The 16,195-nt window shown below is 68.8% G+C and carries 15 protein-coding genes; 9 read left to right on the top strand and 6 right to left on the bottom strand.

What is annotated here, in order from left to right; translation table 11 throughout:
- Nucleotides 1–17 precede the first annotated feature (17 nt).
- The 5 genes from RMP09_RS05840 to RMP09_RS05860 form a co-directional block, all read right to left on the bottom strand.
- Nucleotides 18–500, bottom strand: coding sequence for a SixA phosphatase family protein (locus tag RMP09_RS05840; protein WP_310565061.1), 483 nt, complete (start codon nucleotides 498–500; stop codon nucleotides 18–20).
- 189 nt (nucleotides 501–689) lie between these two features.
- Nucleotides 690–2,771: a polyphosphate kinase 1 gene (gene ppk1 / locus RMP09_RS05845; RefSeq protein ID WP_310565062.1), complete on the bottom strand. Its 2,082-nt coding sequence runs from the start codon at nucleotides 2,769–2,771 to the stop codon at nucleotides 690–692.
- 58 nt (nucleotides 2,772–2,829) lie between these two features.
- A complete protein-coding gene (locus RMP09_RS05850) occupies nucleotides 2,830–3,936 on the bottom strand; it encodes a glycosyltransferase family 1 protein (RefSeq protein ID WP_310565063.1) in 1,107 nt (368 codons plus the stop codon).
- Nucleotides 3,937–3,973: 37 nt separating this feature from the next.
- On the bottom strand, nucleotides 3,974–4,855 hold the full coding sequence (locus RMP09_RS05855) for a UDP-2,3-diacylglucosamine diphosphatase (RefSeq protein WP_310565064.1): 882 nt from the start codon (nucleotides 4,853–4,855) through the stop codon (nucleotides 3,974–3,976).
- Between the two features lie 126 nt (nucleotides 4,856–4,981).
- The gene (locus tag RMP09_RS05860) at nucleotides 4,982–5,830 is read right to left on the bottom strand and encodes a GNAT family N-acetyltransferase (protein WP_310565065.1); all 849 of its coding nucleotides are present in this window, start codon (nucleotides 5,828–5,830) and stop codon (nucleotides 4,982–4,984) included.
- 199 nt (nucleotides 5,831–6,029) lie between these two features.
- On the opposite strand from RMP09_RS05860, the gene RMP09_RS05865 reads away from it, so the two are divergent.
- The 8 genes from RMP09_RS05865 (at nucleotide 6,030) to RMP09_RS05900 (ending at nucleotide 13,495) form a co-directional block, all read left to right on the top strand.
- Nucleotides 6,030–6,380 (top strand): ArsR/SmtB family transcription factor, encoded by a 351-nt coding sequence (locus RMP09_RS05865; protein ID WP_310565066.1) that lies wholly within the window; start codon nucleotides 6,030–6,032, stop codon nucleotides 6,378–6,380.
- Entirely contained in the window at nucleotides 6,377–7,690 is a 1,314-nt protein-coding gene (locus RMP09_RS05870) for a hypothetical protein (RefSeq protein WP_310565067.1), read from the top strand. Before RMP09_RS05865 ends, RMP09_RS05870 begins: the two co-directional genes overlap by 4 nt.
- Before the next feature lie 82 nt (nucleotides 7,691–7,772).
- Nucleotides 7,773–8,816: an ArsJ-associated glyceraldehyde-3-phosphate dehydrogenase gene (locus RMP09_RS05875; protein WP_310565068.1), complete on the top strand. Its 1,044-nt coding sequence runs from the start codon at nucleotides 7,773–7,775 to the stop codon at nucleotides 8,814–8,816.
- Nucleotides 8,816–10,093 carry an organoarsenical effux MFS transporter ArsJ gene (gene arsJ / locus RMP09_RS05880; protein WP_310565069.1) on the top strand — a complete coding sequence of 426 codons (1,278 nt, stop codon included), beginning with the start codon at nucleotides 8,816–8,818 and terminating at the stop codon, nucleotides 10,091–10,093. Before RMP09_RS05875 ends, arsJ begins: the two co-directional genes overlap by 1 nt.
- Before the next feature lie 29 nt (nucleotides 10,094–10,122).
- Nucleotides 10,123–10,635: an arsenate reductase ArsC gene (locus RMP09_RS05885; protein WP_310565070.1), complete on the top strand. Its 513-nt coding sequence runs from the start codon at nucleotides 10,123–10,125 to the stop codon at nucleotides 10,633–10,635.
- Nucleotides 10,636–10,647: 12 nt separating this feature from the next.
- Nucleotides 10,648–11,676 carry an ACR3 family arsenite efflux transporter gene (gene arsB / locus RMP09_RS05890; RefSeq protein ID WP_310565071.1) on the top strand — a complete coding sequence of 343 codons (1,029 nt, stop codon included), beginning with the start codon at nucleotides 10,648–10,650 and terminating at the stop codon, nucleotides 11,674–11,676.
- Nucleotides 11,677–11,690: 14 nt separating this feature from the next.
- The gene (locus RMP09_RS05895; protein ID WP_310565072.1) at nucleotides 11,691–12,296 is read left to right on the top strand and encodes a DOMON-like domain-containing protein; all 606 of its coding nucleotides are present in this window, start codon (nucleotides 11,691–11,693) and stop codon (nucleotides 12,294–12,296) included.
- Nucleotides 12,293–13,495, top strand: coding sequence for a DUF1343 domain-containing protein (locus RMP09_RS05900; protein WP_310565073.1), 1,203 nt, complete (start codon nucleotides 12,293–12,295; stop codon nucleotides 13,493–13,495). Before RMP09_RS05895 ends, RMP09_RS05900 begins: the two co-directional genes overlap by 4 nt.
- Nucleotides 13,496–13,604: 109 nt before the next feature.
- Here the strand turns inward: RMP09_RS05900 and RMP09_RS05905 are convergent, their stop codons facing one another.
- Nucleotides 13,605–14,222 carry a Crp/Fnr family transcriptional regulator gene (locus RMP09_RS05905; RefSeq protein ID WP_310565074.1) on the bottom strand — a complete coding sequence of 206 codons (618 nt, stop codon included), beginning with the start codon at nucleotides 14,220–14,222 and terminating at the stop codon, nucleotides 13,605–13,607.
- Between the two features lie 108 nt (nucleotides 14,223–14,330).
- On the opposite strand from RMP09_RS05905, the gene RMP09_RS05910 reads away from it, so the two are divergent.
- Nucleotides 14,331–16,178 (top strand): sensor histidine kinase, encoded by a 1,848-nt coding sequence (locus RMP09_RS05910; RefSeq protein WP_310565151.1) that lies wholly within the window; start codon nucleotides 14,331–14,333, stop codon nucleotides 16,176–16,178.
- Nucleotides 16,179–16,195: the final 17 nt, after the last annotated feature.

Below are 16,195 nucleotides of genomic sequence, written 5' to 3' on the forward strand. Positions count from 1 at the left end.
CCCGGCGCTGGCCGGGCTCAGAGCAGTTCGGGCGTCTGCACCGTGACGATGACGGTCTGCATCGTGCCGTGGCGCTCGCGCTGGCGCAGCCACCACAGGGCGCCCTTTTTCATGGGGCAGTCCTCTTCGTTCAGATGCAGCAGGCGGGCGATCACCCGGCCCAGCGTGGGCTGGTGGCCCACCACCACCACCGGCGACTTGCCGTGGGGCCACTGCACCAGCTCCAGCAGGGCCAGCGGATCGCCTTCGGGCAGCAGTTCGTCGCGCAGCTTGAGCTTGCGCCCCATGGCCAGCGCGGTCTGTTCGGTGCGCTGCGCCGGGCTGGCGAAGATGCGCGCGCCGTCGGGCAGCTGGCGGTCCAGCCAGGCGGCCATGCGCGCGGCCTGTTTTTCGCCCCGGGGGGTGAGCTTGCGCGCCAGGTCCCGCGCATCGCCGGGCTGGCCGTGTTCCAGGTCGGGGTGGTCCACGGCTTCGGCGTGGCGCCAGAGGATCAGGTCCATCGTGGGCTCTCCGTGCGGCTCAGAGGCTGAGAGGAAATGGGGCGTGCCCGAAAGGGCACCCCAAAGCGCTGCCGGCAAGGCGCAAAGCACAGCCGTCGCTCGGGCTACGGCGCGCATTTGCAACGCAGCCGGCGGTGGTTTGGGGTGTCAAGGCGGGCATGACCGATTTCATCTCAGCCTCTCAACCTCTCAGCCGCGGCTGCCGTAGCGCGCCATCAGGTGGTTCTGCGCCGAATGCTGGACCGTGCGCGCCTTGCCCGCCGGTGCCGCGGCGGCGGCCGGCAGGTAGTGGCCGTCGGGTTGCAGCAGCCAGGCGTCCTTGGTGTCGTGCAGGTAGGCGAGCAGGCATTCGTCGATGATGCGTTGGCGCAGCGCGGCATCGGTCACGGGCCAGGCCAGTTCCACCCGCCGCAGCATGTTGCGGTTCATCCAGTCGGCGCTGGAGAGCCACAGGCTCTCCACACCGTCGATGCGGAAGTAGAACACGCGCGAGTGCTCCAGCAGCCGGCCGATGACCGAGCGCACGCGCACGTGGTCGGTCACGCCCGGCAGGCCGGCCGGCAGGATGCAGGCGCCGCGCACGATCAGGTCGATCTGCACCCCGGCCTGTGACGCTTCGGCCAGGCAACGCGCCAGCGGCTCGTCGGTCAGCGCGTTCATCTTGAGCACGATGCGCGCCTCTTTGCCGGCCCGCGCGGCGGCGGCCGCGGCCTCGACCTGCTCGGTCATGGCCTTGTGCAGGTGAAAGGGGGCGATCAGCGCCTTGTGCAGCCGGGGCAGCCGGTTCTGGCTGGCCAGGTGCAGGAAGATCTGGTCCATGTCGGCGGTCAGCGCCTCGTCGGCCGTGAGGTGGCTGATGTCGGTGTACAGCCGCGCCGTGCCGGGGTTGTAGTTGCCGGTGGACAGGTGGGCGTAGCGGCGCAGGCGGCCCTTTTCGCGCCGCGTCACCAGCAGCATCTTGGCGTGGGTCTTCAGGCCCACCACGCCGTACACCACCTGCGCGCCCACCGATTCGAGCCGCTCGGCGTAATTGATGTTGGCCTCCTCGTCGAAGCGCGCCTTGAGTTCCACCACCGCGGTCACTTCCTTGCCACGGCGCACGGCTTCGCGCAGCAGGTCCATCAGCTCGGACTTGGCGCCGGTGCGGTAGATGGTCTGCTTGATGGCCAGCACGTCGGGGTCTTCCACCGCCTCGCGCAGGAAGGCCAGCACCGCGTCGAAGCTCTCGTAGGGCTGGTGGACCAGCACGTCGCCCTGCTGCAGCCGTTCAAAAAAGCTCTGACCGGGCACCAGATCCACCGGCCAGCCGCCGGTGTAGCGCTCAAAGCGCAGCGCGGGCGCGTCCACCTGGTCGATCAGCTCGTTCAGCCGCACCAGGTTGACCGGGCCGGGCGCGCGGTACAGCGCCGGGGGCGGCAGGTCGAACTGCGCCAGCAGAAAGTTCGAGAGGTACTCCGAACAGCCCGCCGCCACCTCCAGCCGCAGCGCCTCGCCGTAGTGGCGCTGCTGCAGGCCCTTGCGCAGCGCAGTGCGCAGGTTCTTGACCTCTTCCTCGTCCACCGCCAGATCGGAATGGCGCGTGACGCGGAACTGCGAGAACTCGGTCACCTGCCGGCCGGTGAACAGGTCGGCCAGGTGCGAGCGGATCAGGCTGGAGATGGAGACGAAATGCGTCTGCTTGGAGCCCTTGGCCTGCGGCATGCGCACGAAGCGCGGCAGGATGCGCGGCACCTTGACGATGGCGATCTCGTTCTCGCGCCCGAACGCGTCCTTGCCCTTGAGGCGGACGATGAAGTTCAGCGACTTGTTGGCCACCTGCGGGAACGGGTGCGCCGGGTCCAGGCCCACCGGCATCAGCAGGGGCTGCACCTCGCGCTGGAAGTATTCCTTGACCCAGCGGCGCTGGCGCGGGTTGCGCTCGCCGTGCGCCACCAGCTTGATGCCCTTTTTCTCCAGCAGGGGCAGCAGCTCGTCGTTGTAGATCGCGTACTGCTGCGCCACCAGGGCGTGCACCGTGGCCGAGACGCGCTCGTAGCTCTCTTGGGTGTAGGTGCCGCGCTGTTCGTGCGTCTTGCGCGCGGCCAGCTGGGGGGCCATGCGCACCTCGAAGAACTCGTCGAGGTTGCTGGAAACGATGCTCAGGTAGCGCAGGCGTTCGAGCAGCGGCACGTCGGGGCGCCGGGCCCAGTCCATCACGCGCTCGTTGAAGGCCAGGATGCTGTGGTCGCGGTCCAGGAACGTGAGGCGGGGATGGGCGGGTGTGAGGCTCATGAAACCGTTGAATGGCTGGCCCGCGGCGTCAGAAGGACGCCGCGTTTTTGACGATTATTCAACGGTGCGATGACGGTTGTGTGACAACTGGCCGCGCACCTGACAGGGGCACCGGGCGCGAGACCGGCTCGTGGCGTGCCCGGCGCAGGTGGCGCGGCAGCGGCACCAGAAAGCGGGTGAACAGTTCGGCCGCGCGCGACCAGCCAAAACGCTGCGCCCGCTCGCGCGCCTGGTGGCGCGGCACTTTCAGCGCTTCGCGCCAGGCCTCGCCCAGGTCTTCGCGCATCGCGCCGGCCGCGCTGTCGCCCAGCACCTGCAGCGGCCCGTCCACCGGGTAGGCGGCCACCGGCACGCCGCAGGCCATGGCTTCGAGCATGACCAGGCCGAAGGTTTCGTTGCGGCTGGGGAAGACGAACACATCGGCCGCCGCATAGACCTGGGCCAGCTCGGTGCGCGGCAGCACACCCAGCCAGTGCACATTGGGGTAGCGGCCGCGCAGCTCGGCTTCGAGCGGGCCCACGCCGCACACCACCTTGCTGCCGGGCACGTCCAGGTCCAGAAAGGCGGCGATGTTCTTTTCGTACGACACGCGGCCCACGTACAGGCTCACGGGCCGCGCCAGGTGGCCCAGGCCGGGGCATTCGGTGGCCTGGGGCGCAAAGCCGAACAGGCGCGTGTCGACGCCGTGGGTCCATTCGCGCAGGTTTTTGAAGCCGCGCTGCGCCAGCATGTCCAGCACACCCCGGGTGGGCACCATGACCGCGGCGCTGGGCCGGTGGAAGTGGCGGAACAGCGCGTAGCCCCAGGACAGCGGCACGCCCAGCGCGGCGTGCAGGATCTCGGGGAACTTGGTGTGGAAGGCCGTGGAAAACGGCAGATCGTGGCGCCGGCAGTGGCGCCGCGCGGCCCAGCCCAGCGGCCCTTCGGTGGCAATGTGAATGGCGTCGGGCTGGGCGGCGCTGATCATCCGCGACAGGCGCCGCCCCGGCAGCACGGCGATGTCGATGCCGGCGTACCCCGGGCAGGGTCGGGTGCGGAACTGGCCGGGGTGGATGACCACGATCTCGTGCCCCGCGGCCTGCAGCTGGCGCACCAGCTCCACCAGCGTGGTGACCACGCCATTGACCTGGGGCGACCAGGCGTCGGTCACGAGCATCAGTTTCATGGGGTCTCCTTTGGTTTTTTTGGGAATCGCTGGGGTGTCAGGCTGTCTGACGCTGCAAAGGCACGGCGGGTTCCGCGCGGGCCGTGGCGGCGGCGTGCCAGTGCACCAGCTCCAGCCGCCCGTCCAGGTGTTCGACCAGGGCCGACAGGCTCTCGACCCAGTCGCCGTCGTTGCAGTACAGCGTGCCGTCGATGTGGCGCATCTCGGCCCGGTGGATGTGGCCACAGACCACGCCCTGGTAGCCGCGCGAGCGCGCCTCGGCGGCCACCGCGCCCTCGAAGTCGCTGACGTAGTTCACGGCGGTCTTGACCTTGTGCTTGAGGTACTGCGAGAGCGACCAGTACGGCAGGCCCAGGCGGGCGCGCAGGCTGTTGAGGTGGCGGTTCAGGCGCAGGGTGAATTCGTACAGGTTGTCGCCCACGTAGGCCAGCCATTTGGCGCACTGGATCACGCCGTCGAAATGGTCGCCGTGCACCACCCACAGGCGCTGGCCGTCGGCGGTGGTGTGCACCGCTTCGTTGAGCACCTCGATGCCGCCAAAGTGGTGGCCGTGGAACTGGCGCGCGAATTCGTCGTGGTTGCCGGGCACAAAAACCACGCGGCAGCCCTTGCGCGCGCGGCGCAGCAGCTTCTGCACCACGTCGTTGTGCGCCTGCGGCCAGAACCATTTGCGGCGCAGTTGCCAGCCGTCGATGATGTCGCCCACCAGGTACAGGGTCTGGCTGGGGTGGTGTTTGAGGAAGTCCAGCAGCGCCGCCGCCTGGCAGCCGGCGGTGCCCAGGTGCAGATCGGAAATGAAAACGGCCCGGTAACGGGGCCGTTCTCCTCCATCGCCGTGGGGCTCGTCGTCGGCCTCGATGCCCGGGGGCAGAGCCCCGGTGAGCCCCCATCCACCCAGCGCTTCAAACGTGGTTCTCATGAACGAATCCTCCTTCAACGCCGGTTTGGTGGCTCGCCCTGCCGCCCTCCAGGGCACCGCGGAACCGGCTTTGCCGGGCCGCCAGTGCCGCCCCCTGGGGGGTCGCGCGCAGCGCGGCGGGGGGGGTCAACCCAGAAAGTGCTTGCGGTAGCGGGCCGGCAGGTCCTGCAGGCGCATCATCAGCGGCAGGTCGGCGGCGTTGAAGTCTGGGTCCCAGGCCGGTGGGCCCAGCACCTTGGAGCCCAGGCGCAGGTAACCCTTGATCAGCGCGGGCGGCTCCACGTCCAGCGTGTCGTCCAGCTGCTCCACCGGCAGCGGCAGGCGCGGGCGCACATGCCATTCGATGGAGGCCAGGTGTTTGTCTTTCACCTGGCGCCAGATGCTGGCCGCGGCGTGACCGCCGCCCACCATGCCGTGCGGGCCTTCCATGTTCATCGGGATGCTGGCGCAGCCGATCATGGTGTCGAGCTGGTTGCGCACCATGAACTCGCCCAGCGCGCCCCACAGGGCCATGATCACGCCGCCGTGGCGGTGGTCCGGGTGCACGCAGCTGCGGCCCAGTTCCACCATGCGCTCGCGCAGGGTGCGCAGGCGGGTCAGGTCGAATTCGGTGTCGCTGTAGGTGCTGCCCACGCGCTTGGCCTGGGCGGGGGTGAGCACGCGGTAGGTGCCGATCACCTGGCGACTGGCGGTGTCGCGCACCAGCAGGTGTTCGCAGTAGTCGTCGAACAGGTCCACGTCGTGGCCGGGCACGGTCTTGGGCAGTCGGGCGCCCATTTCGCCAGCGAAGACGGCAAACCTCAGGCGCTGCGCTTCACGAACCTCGTCCAGATGGCGGGCCCAGGTGACTTCGATGCCGCCTGGCGCGGCCGGTGCCACCAGCGGCTGAGGCTGGAAATCGGTGCGGGGATGAAGTGCCCCCCGTGGCAGGGCGATGGTGGCGATGTCCAGTGTGGGGGTGGGCAGCTCTTTCATGGGGTGCTCCGGTTGGGCGTCCTCCGGGGACGCTGGGTTGGTTTTCACTCAGGTTCGCCAGCGATTCTGGAAACCGGACGTGACCCCCGCGTGGCATGCGCATGAAGCTTTCATGACACGGCCCCACCGCTGCGTGGCGGCTGCGCGCCGGGCGCGTGGTTGAGGCACAATCGCGCATCAATTCAATAATCATTGAAGTATGAAAACCATCACCGCCCAGGAACAGCAGACCGTGAGCGCCCTGTCGGCGCTGGCCCAGGTGCAGCGCCTGCGCGCCTTCCGCGCACTGGTGGTGGCCGGACCGGCCGGCCTGACGCCGGGCACCCTGTCGGCGCAGCTGGCCATCGCGCCCAGCGCCCTGTCCTTCCACCTCAAGGAACTGGCGCAGGCCGACCTGGTGAGCGTGGAGCCGCAGGGCCGGCACCTGATCTACCGCGCGCAGTTCGACCGCATGAACACGCTGCTGGCCTACCTGACCGAACACTGCTGCGGCGGGCAGCCTTGCGAGGTCGCACCCCCGGCCTGCACCGACTGCGGAGACCCGGCATGAACTTCGCCGACGCCATGAACCTGGGCTGCGCCTGCCAGACGCTGGAGACGCCGCGCCTGCAACAGCAGCTGGAGACCGAGCCCGCGCTGGCCGGCCTGACCGCACGGCTGGCCGAAAGCCACCCGCACCTGTTCTCGCGCTCGGCGGTGTTTCTCGACCCCGGTGTGATGGCGCAGATCACCGACGCGGTGGCCGCGCTGGAGCGCGTGATCGCCCTGCCCGCCTGGCAGCAGCAGGCGCTGGACCGCGCCCCCCAGATCGCCCGGCTCGACCACGGCCCGGCCGGTGTCTTCATGGGTTACGACTTCCACCTGGCCGACGGCGGCCCGCGCCTGATCGAGATCAACAGCAACGCCGGCGGCGCCCTGCTCAACGCCGCCCTGGCGCGGGCGCACCGGGCCTGCTGCGAACCGTTCCAGCAGGTGTTCGACCCGCAGGACAGCCTGCGGCAGCTCGACGAGGTCTTTGTCGCCATGTTCCGCGCCGAATGGCGGGCACAGCGGGGTGACGCGCCGCTGCGCAGTGTGCTGATCGTCGACGACGCGCCCGAGGCCCAGTACCTGGCGCCCGAGTTCCAGATGGCGCGCGCACTGTTCGCCGCGCACGGCCTCACCGCCGTGGTGGCCGACCCGCGCGCACTGCAGTGGCGCGATGGCGCGCTCTGGCACCCCGCCCTGCCCGCCGGCCTGCCGGTGGACCTGGTCTACAACCGGCTGACCGACTTCTACCTGCAGGACAGCGGGCACGAGGCGCTGCAGCAGGCCTACCTGGCGGGTGCTGCGGTGGTCACGCCGCACCCGCGCACCCACGCGCTGTACGCCGACAAGCGCAACCTGATCGCGCTGTCCGACGCCGCGCTGCTCGCCAGCTGGAGCGTGAGCGAAGCAGACCGCGCCCTGCTGCACCGGGTCGTGCCCGCGACGCAGCGCGTCAGCGCCGACAACGCCGAGGCGCTGTGGGCACAGCGGCGCGGCCTGTTCTTCAAGCCCGCCGCCGGCTTCGGCGCCCGCGCCGCCTACCGCGGCGACAAGCTGACCCGGCGCGTGTGGACCGAGATCCTGGCCGGGGACTACGTCGCCCAGACCACCGTGCCGCCCAGCGAACGGCTGGTGTCGGTGGAGGGCCAGACCGTGCGCCTCAAGCTCGACCTGCGCGCCTACACCTACCGCGGCCAGGTGCAGCTGCTGGCCGCGCGCACCTGGGCCGGCCAGACGACCAACTTCCGCACCGAAGGCGGTGGCTTCTCACCCGTGGTGGTGCTGCCTGCATCGGTGGACTTGGCTGTTCAGCCCACTGTGACCGCTGCATGACACTGCGGCGGTTTTCATCGGTTTGTCACAGGTCACCGAGACAATTCGAGTTTTATTGAAATATCAAACACAGAGCCACAAGATGAAAGTCGGTATCAACGGAATGGGCCGCATGGGGCGTCTGGCCCTGCGCGCAGCCTTCGGCGCCATCGAACGCGAAGCCATCGACCCGCGCAGCGGCAACCGCCTGGAGGTGGTGCACCTGAACGAAATCAAGGGCGGCGCCGCAGCGACGGCCCACCTGCTGGCCTTCGACACGGTGCAGGGCAAGTGGCGCGCCGACATCGCCGCCGAGGGCCACGACGCCATCCGCATCAATCACCAGCGCCTGTCGTTCAGCGAACACGCCACCGCCGCCGAGATCCCCTGGGGCGATCTGGGCGTGGACCTGGTGCTGGAATGCACCGGCAAGTTCCTCACGCCCGAGACCCTGCAGGGCCACCTGGACCGCGGTGCCCAACGCGTCATCGTGGCCGCGCCCGTCAAGGTGGGCGAGGTGCTGAACATCGTGGTCGGCGTCAACGAGCACCTCTACAACCCGGCGCGCGACCGCATCGTGACGGCCGCCAGCTGCACCACCAACTGCCTGGCACCGGTGGTGAAGGTGGTGCACGAAGCCATCGGCATCAAACACGGCCAGATCACCACCCTGCACAACCCGACCAACACCAACCTGGTGGTGGACGCACCGCACAAAGACCTGCGCCGCGCCCGCAGCGCCATGGTCAACCTGGCGCCCACGACCACCGGCAGCGCCACCGCCATCGCGCTGATCTACCCCGAACTCAAGGGCAAGCTCAACGGCCACGCGGTGCGCGTGCCGGCGCTCAACGCCTCGCTGACCGACTGCGTGTTCGAACTCAACCGCGCGACCACCGCTGAAGAAGTGAACGCCCTGTTCGAAGCCGCCGCCAAGGGCCCGCTGGCCGGCATCCTGGGCTATGAGAGCCGACCGCTGGTCAGCGCCGATTACGCCCGCGACACGCGCAGCTCCATCGTCGACGGCCTCTCGACCCTGGTGACCGACGGCACGCTGCTCAAGGTCTACGCCTGGTACGACAACGAGATGGGCTACGCCACGCGCATGGTGGACCTGGCTTGTCACCTCGAAGCCGCCGGCATCTGATGAACGCGACGACCACCGCCCCCGCCAGCCACGCGGTGCGCAACTACGCCATCGTCACCGCCGCCTACTGGGGCTTCACGCTCACCGACGGCGCGCTGCGCATGCTGGTGCTGCTGCACTTCTACAAGCTGGGCTATTCGCCGTTCACGCTGGCCTTCCTGTTCCTGCTCTACGAAGCGGCGGGCGTGCTGGCCAACCTGATCGGCGGCTGGCTGGCCACGCGCTACGGCATCCAGCGCATGCTGACCGTGGGCCTGGTGACGCAGATCACCGGTTTCACCCTGCTCTCGTTGCTCAACCCGGCCTGGACGGCCGCGATGTCGGTGGCCTGGGTGGTGATAGCGCAGGGCATCTGCGGCGTGGCCAAGGACCTGACCAAGACCGCCAGCAAGTCGGCCATCAAGGTCACGCAGGCGCAGGCCAAGGCCGAAGACGGCGGCAACAACCAATTGTTCAAGTGGGTGGCCTGGTTCACCGGCAGCAAGAACGCCATGAAAGGCATCGGCTTCTTCCTCGGCGGCCTGCTGCTGCAGGCGCTGGGTTTCCAGCACTCGCTCTGGGCCATGGCCGGGTTGTTGCTGCTGGTGCTGGCGGGCGTGGTGCTGTCGGTGCCGCCCCTGATGGGCAGGGCCAAGGCATCCAAATCCGCAAAAGAACTGTTCGCCAAAAACGCCGGCATCAACGGTCTGGCCGCCGCGCGCGTGGCCCTGTTCGGTGCGCGCGACGTGTGGTTCGTGGTCGGCGTGCCGGTGTTCCTCTATTCGCAGGGCTGGACCTTCACCATGGTCGGCGGCTTCCTGGCGGCCTGGACCATCGGTTACGGCCTGGTGCAGGCGCTGGCGCCGAGCCTGGTCCAACGCAGCCCCGACGGCCTGAGCCGCGAGGTGCCGGCCGCGCGCGGGTGGTCGCTGGCGCTGGCCATCATCCCGGTGGGCATCGCGGCCGCCGTGTGGCTGGAACTGCCCCACCTGCAGTGGTGGGTGGTCGGCGGCCTGGGCCTGTTCGGCTTCGCCTTCGCGGTCAATTCCTCGGTGCACTCCTACCTGATCCTGGCCTACGCCGGCAGCGAGAAGGCCGCCGAGGACGTGGGCTTCTACTACGCCGCCAACGCGCTGGGCCGTTTCTTCGGCACGCTGATGTCGGGCCTGCTCTACCAGTGGGGCGGCCTGCTCTACGCCCTGGTGGGTTCGGCGCTGATGCTGCTGATCTGCTGGCTGCTCACGCTGGCGCTGCCCACGCGCCTGGCCCTGCCTGCGGCCGCCACGCCCTCCACCTGAACGCCCTCCACTCCTTCAAAGGACGCCTCATGAACGCCCCCAAGGTCTACAACGTGCTCTTCCTGTGCACCGGCAACTCAGCGCGCAGCATCCTGGCCGAAGCCATCCTCAACGCGCAGTCGGCCGGACGCTTTCGCGCCTTCAGCGCCGGCAGCCACGCGGTCGGCACGGTGAACCCGGGCACCATCGACCTGCTGCAACGCAACCACTACCAGACCGAGAGCCTGCGCAGCAAAAGCTGGGACGAATTTGCGGCCCCCGGCGCGCCGGTGATGGATTTCGTCTTCACCGTCTGCGACCAGGCCGCCGCCGAGGTCTGCCCGGTCTGGCCGGGCCAGCCGATCTCGGCCCACTGGGGCGTGGCCGACCCGGCCGCCGTGAGCGGTGACGACGAGAAGACCCACCGCGCGTTCAACGACGCCTTCAGCCTGCTCTCGCGCCGCATTTCGCTCTTCCTGTGCCTGCCGATCGAGAAGCTCGGCCGCCTGGCGCTGACGGCCGAAGTGCGGCAGATCGGGCACGAACAGCCGGCCACGGTCTGATACCGTCACCCCATGGGACTGTTTGAACGCTACCTCACCGTCTGGGTCGGCCTGGGCATCCTGGCCGGGGTCGGCCTGGGCCTGATCACACCCGCCACCTTCGCCGCCATCGCCGCCGTCGAGGTGGCCCACGTCAACCTCATCGTCGCCGTGCTCATCTGGGTGATGATCTACCCGATGATGATCCAGATCGACTTCGCGGCCGTGCGCGACGTCGGCAAGAAGCCGCAGGGCCTGCTGCTCACCGTGGTCATCAACTGGCTGATCAAGCCCTTCACCATGGCGGCGCTGGGCGTGCTGTTCTTCCGCTACCTGTTCGCCGGCTGGGTCGATCCGCAGTCGGCCAGCGAGTACATCGCCGGCATGATCCTGCTGGGCGTGGCACCCTGCACCGCCATGGTCTTCGTCTGGAGCCAGCTCACCAAAGGCGACCCCAACTACACGCTGGTGCAGGTCTCGGTGAACGACCTGATCATGGTGGTCGCGTTTGCGCCCATCGCGGCGTTTCTGCTGGGTGTGACCGACCTCACCGTGCCCTGGCAGACCCTGCTGCTGTCGACCGTGCTTTACGTTGTGTTGCCGCTGGTGGCCGGCGTGCTGACGCGGCAGGCCCTGCGCAGCCGGGGCGGCGAAGCGGCCGTCGGCGCCTTCGTCCAGCGGCTCAAGCCCTGGTCGGTGGTCGGCCTGATCGCCACCGTGGTGCTGCTGTTCGGTTTCAAGGCCCAGACCATCGTGGCGCAACCGGCCGTGATCGGCCTGATCGCGATCCCGCTGCTGATCCAGACCTACGGCATCTTCGCCATCGGTTACCTGGGCGCACGCTGGCTCAAGCTGCCGCACGAGATCGCCGCACCGGCCTGCCTGATCGGCACCTCCAACTTCTTCGAACTGGCGGTCGCCGTCGCCATTTCGCTGTTCGGCCTGCACTCCGGCGCCGCCCTGGCCACGGTGGTCGGCGTGCTGGTGGAGGTGCCGGTGATGCTGTCGCTGGTGGCGCTGCTCAACCGCGTCGCACCGCGTGGGGCACCGCTGACGGCCTGAGAGAATACGGGGCTGTGACACACGCCCCGTCTTTCGCTCTTCACCCGCTGGTCTGCCACCCGGCCAGCCCCTGCCCGTTGCCCCTGCAGATCGGTGTGCGCCTGTCGGCCACCACCGGCGACACCGGCCCCGGCCTGCTGCTGCACTACGCACTGCAAGGCGACACCCGCCGACTGCGCCTGCCCGCGCCGGCCACGCCCGGACCGGCCGACGGCCTGTGGCAACACAGCTGCTTCGAAGCCTTCGTCGGCGTGACCGGCGACGGCGCGTACCGCGAGTTCAACTTCGCCCCGTCCGGCCAATGGGCGGCCTACCGGTTCAGCGGCCCGCGCCAGCGCGACATGGCTGCCGAAGCCGTCGGCGCCCCGGTGCGGCCCCGCATCGCCCTGGACCTCACACCGCAGACGCTGTCGCTGCAGGCCTGGCTGCCCTGGCACGCCCTGCCCGACCCCGCCACCCCCTGGGACATCGGCCTGACGGCGGTCATCGAAACCACCGACGGCCAGCTCAGCTACTGGGCGCTGCAACACCCGGCCCCGCGCCCGGACTTCCACCACCGCGGCGGCTGGCAAACGCTGCCCGACCTGCCCGCCCTTCTTTCTTCCGCTCCGACCCCATGAAATTCGGCCTCGAACGCTTTCTCGAAGACCCCGCGCTGCGCGCCCCGCTGGCCGGCCGCCGCGTCGCCTTGCTGGCCCACCCGGCCTCGGTCACGCGCGACCTGACCCATTCGCTGGACGCCCTGGCCGCCCTGCCGGATGTGCGGCTGACCGCGGCCTTCGGCCCGCAGCACGGCCTGCGCGGCGACAAGCAGGACAACATGGTCGAGTCGCCCGACTTCACCGACCCGGCCCTGGGCATCCCGGTCTTCAGCCTCTACGGCACCGTGCGCCGCCCGACCGACGCGATGATGGACATCTTCGACGTGCTGCTGGTGGACCTGCAGGACCTGGGCTGCCGCATCTACACCTTCATCACCACGCTGCGCTACGTGCTCGAAGCCGCCGCGCAACACGGCAAGGCGGTCTGGGTGCTGGACCGCCCCAACCCCGCCGGCCGCCCGGTGGAAGGCACGCTGCTGCGCGAGGGCTGGGAAAGCTTCGTCGGCGCCGGCCCCATGCCCATGCGCCACGGCATGACCATGGGCGAGCTGGGCCACTGGTTCATCGCCCAGCTCCAGCTCGACGTGGACTACCGCGTCATCACCATGGAAGGCTGGGCCCCCGACGCGGCGCCCGGCTTCGGCTGGCCGACGGATCGCACCTGGGTCAACCCCAGCCCGAACGCCGCCAACCTGTCGATGGCCCGCGCCTACGCCGGCACCGTGATGCTCGAAGGCACCACGCTCAGCGAGGGCCGCGGCACCACACGCCCGCTCGAACTCTTCGGTGCGCCCGACATTGACACCACGCGCCTGCTGGCCGACATGCGCCGCCTCGCGCCGCAGTGGCTGGCCGGCTGCCGGCTGCGCGCCTGCTGGTTCGAGCCGACCTTCCACAAGCACGTGGGAAAACTCTGCGCCGGCGTGCAGATCCATGTGGAAGACCCCACGCACTACGACCACGCGGCGTTCCAGCCCTGGCGCCTGCAGGCCCTGGCCTTCAAGGCCGTGCGGCTGCAACAGCCCGACTACCCGCTGTGGCGCGACTTCGCCTACGAATACGAACACGACCGCCTGGCCATCGACCTCATCAACGGCGGGCCGGCGTTGCGCGAGTGGGTGGACAACCCGGCGGCCACGGCCGCCGATCTGGACGCAGTGGCCGGGCCAGACGAGGCCGCGTGGATCGACACCCGGAAGCCGTTCCTGCTCTATTGAAACCCGCCCCCGGCGGCCCCGCCCACGATGGCACGGGGCCGTCCGGATTCAGAAGGGGTGCATGCACCCGCACGGCACAAGCGGATGGGCAGGATGCGTTCGCACCCGCTCAGAGTTCGGAAAGGCCGTCGCACCCCACGGAGGTCAGCACCCCGTGCCAGCGATCCACCTTGCGGAACATGCCCCGTTCGATCAGGACGGCGATCTGCCGCGCGACGGTTTCGCGCCGCGCCCCGAGCACGCTGGCCAGTTCCACATGGCTGGGGATGCGGAAGGCCTGGCTGCCCTCTTCGGCCGCGATCAGGTGCAAGGCCACGCACACCTTGACGAGAAAGCTGTCTTCGCGCACCAGCCGCGACCAGTCGGCCACGCTGCCGACGAAGGCCGCGACCGTGCGGTAAATCGCCTGCTGGAAGAGCGGCTGCTGCAAGGCGATGCGCCTGACCGCCTGCACATCCACCTCGCAGATCCGCATCGGGGTGATCGCCACCAGGCTCAGCAGCGCGGACTGGGCGAACGGCAGCGTGACCCCGATCAGGCGCCCCTTGCCCAGCAGGGCAATGGCCCGGTCGCCACTGCCCGCCCCCTGGCGCACGGCCTTGAGCAGACCCACCTTGACCACACCGAAAGCGTCGCCGTTACACCCCTGAAACTCCACCGTCTCCCCCACCGCGACGGTGCGCTCCCGAATCAGGGCGCTGAACTCGTCGTACTGCGGCTGGGGCAACACAGCGAACAGACAGCGCCCCCGCGTTGAACAGTGTTCGCAACGGGGCGGGGTTCCGGGTCTTGTCTTCCGCTGGGTGTTCTTTCTCATCGGCACGCGGTCTTCGGGATGGTCCAACTCGGGGCACAGGGCGGGGGCCTGCCGGGGAGCGCCGGCCTGAGCGGTCACCACCGGCGTGTAACGCATGCTACCGGTCAGGCCCCGGCCCACCCGGCACAAGCCCCCACCGCGCTGCGCGTCTCGTCACTAAACGTGCATATAGGCGCGCCGAAGAAAAAGCCGTTCGTCGATGATCGTGGTCAACCACCGCGCGTGCGCCTCGCCCTCCAGCGAGCGGCAGCGTCGCGCGCACAACAGAAAACGACATGCGCAAGAGAAGGGGACGCTTTGCTCGATGACACCGAAGAACGCAACGACCTGAGTTCGTGGTTGCGGATCCTTGAAACAATCGTGGCCCAAAGCGCCAACATGGTGGTGATCACCGACGCCGAACAGCGCGTGCGCTGGGTCAACCAGACCTACACCGACATCACGGGCTGGACGCTCCGCGAAGCACAGGGCCAACGGGCCGGCGAACTGGTCAAAGGACCGCTGACGAACCAGCAGGTCAGCGCCAAGGTCGGCCAACGGCTGCGCCAGGGTCTGTCGGTCTCTGGCGTGGAGATGATCAACTACCGCAAAGACGGGACCTCCTACACCGTCTCGCTGAACATCGAGCCCATCCGCGACAGCCGTGGCCAACCCGTCGCGTACTTCTCCCTCCAGACCGACATCAGCGACAAACGCGCGCTGGAGCAAGCCAACGCCCGGCTTCAGCACCACCTGCAGGTGGCGCAGCGGCTGGCGCGCCTGGGACGGGTGGAGTTTGACGCCGACACGGGCCACATGCAGTGGTCCAGCGAGGTGGACTGGATTCTCGAACGCCCGGCCGACGATGACGCCCCCAAAAGCTTGCAGACGCTGCTGGGTTACGTCGCGCCGTCCGCGCACTGGACCCTGAGCCAGTGCCTGAAGACGGTGCTGGAGAACGGTGGCGAGTTCGATCAGGAACTGCCGATCACCACCCACCGGGGACAGCGGCGATGGGTTCGCTGTCGCGGGGTGCCCGAGCGGCACAGCGACGGCACCCGTTCCGCCAGCACCTGGACCATCCAGGACGTCACCGTCTACAAAGATCTGATCGAGCAGAAACGGCTGACCAACGAAAAGTTGCAGGTCATGGTGGACCAGCGCACCCGCCACCTGGAAGAAGCCAACCGGTCGCTGGAGGCGTTCTCCCACGCGCTGTCTCACGACCTCAAGAAACCGATCAGGCACATGGTCAGCTACGCCGAGATCGTGCAGGAGTCACTGGCTTTGGGCGACACCCGATCGGCCCAGGCCTTCTGCCGCAAGATCGTGGGCGCGGGTGTGCGCATGCAGTCCCTGATCGAGGGCATGCTGGCGTTCTCGCGCATGGGCCGGCGCGGCATCAACCCGTCCTGGGTCGTGATGGAGGGCATGGTGGAGGAATGCCTGCACGAGGTGGCGGCTTCCTTCCCGGAGCGCGAGTTCTGCGGCACCGGCGCGCAGACCCTTCCGGCGGTCTGGGCCGATCCGGTGCTGCTGCGGGAGGTCTGGATCAACCTGATCGACAACGCCTTCAAGTACAGCCAGGCACAGTCACCGACGCGCCTGCATTTTTCATGCGTGGCCTCCGCCAGCGGCTGGACCCTGTGCATCGAAGACAACGGCCATGGATTCAATGAGGCGATGGCGCCGCAGATCTTCCAGATGTTCGGTCGCGCGGCACCCGACGAAAGCTTCGAGGGCGATGGCATCGGACTGGCCCTCTGCCAGCGCATTGTCCAGGCCCACGGCGGGCGCATCTGGGCCACCTCCCGGCAGGGCGAGGGTTCAGCGTTTTTTCTTCATTTGCCGCGCACGCCAGCCGCCGCGAACGAGCGCCGGATCTGAAAGCGCTGGCGAGCGGT

Source organism: Hydrogenophaga sp. (assembly GCF_031426985.1).
Lineage (GTDB): Bacteria > Pseudomonadota > Gammaproteobacteria > Burkholderiales > Burkholderiaceae_C > Hydrogenophaga.

Bases quoted from the DNA above. Each gene is read 5' to 3' on its own strand.
- arsJ (WP_310565069.1), top strand. From the start codon at position 8,816: ATGAACGCGACGACCACCGCCCCCGCCAGCCACGCGGTGCGCAACTAC.
- RMP09_RS05860 (WP_310565065.1), bottom strand. From the start codon at position 5,830: ATGAAAGAGCTGCCCACCCCCACACTGGACATCGCCACCATCGCCCTG.
- RMP09_RS05900 (WP_310565073.1), top strand. From the start codon at position 12,293: ATGAAATTCGGCCTCGAACGCTTTCTCGAAGACCCCGCGCTGCGCGCC.
- RMP09_RS05865 (WP_310565066.1), top strand. From the start codon at position 6,030: ATGAAAACCATCACCGCCCAGGAACAGCAGACCGTGAGCGCCCTGTCG.
- RMP09_RS05840 (WP_310565061.1), bottom strand. From the start codon at position 500: ATGGACCTGATCCTCTGGCGCCACGCCGAAGCCGTGGACCACCCCGAC.
- RMP09_RS05855 (WP_310565064.1), bottom strand. From the start codon at position 4,855: ATGAGAACCACGTTTGAAGCGCTGGGTGGATGGGGGCTCACCGGGGCT.
- RMP09_RS05850 (WP_310565063.1), bottom strand. From the start codon at position 3,936: ATGAAACTGATGCTCGTGACCGACGCCTGGTCGCCCCAGGTCAATGGC.
- RMP09_RS05870 (WP_310565067.1), top strand. From the start codon at position 6,377: ATGAACTTCGCCGACGCCATGAACCTGGGCTGCGCCTGCCAGACGCTG.
- arsB (WP_310565071.1), top strand. From the start codon at position 10,648: ATGGGACTGTTTGAACGCTACCTCACCGTCTGGGTCGGCCTGGGCATC.
- ppk1 (WP_310565062.1), bottom strand. From the start codon at position 2,771: ATGAGCCTCACACCCGCCCATCCCCGCCTCACGTTCCTGGACCGCGAC.
- RMP09_RS05885 (WP_310565070.1), top strand. From the start codon at position 10,123: ATGAACGCCCCCAAGGTCTACAACGTGCTCTTCCTGTGCACCGGCAAC.
- RMP09_RS05910 (WP_310565151.1), top strand. From the start codon at position 14,331: ATGGTCCAACTCGGGGCACAGGGCGGGGGCCTGCCGGGGAGCGCCGGC.
- RMP09_RS05875 (WP_310565068.1), top strand. From the start codon at position 7,773: ATGAAAGTCGGTATCAACGGAATGGGCCGCATGGGGCGTCTGGCCCTG.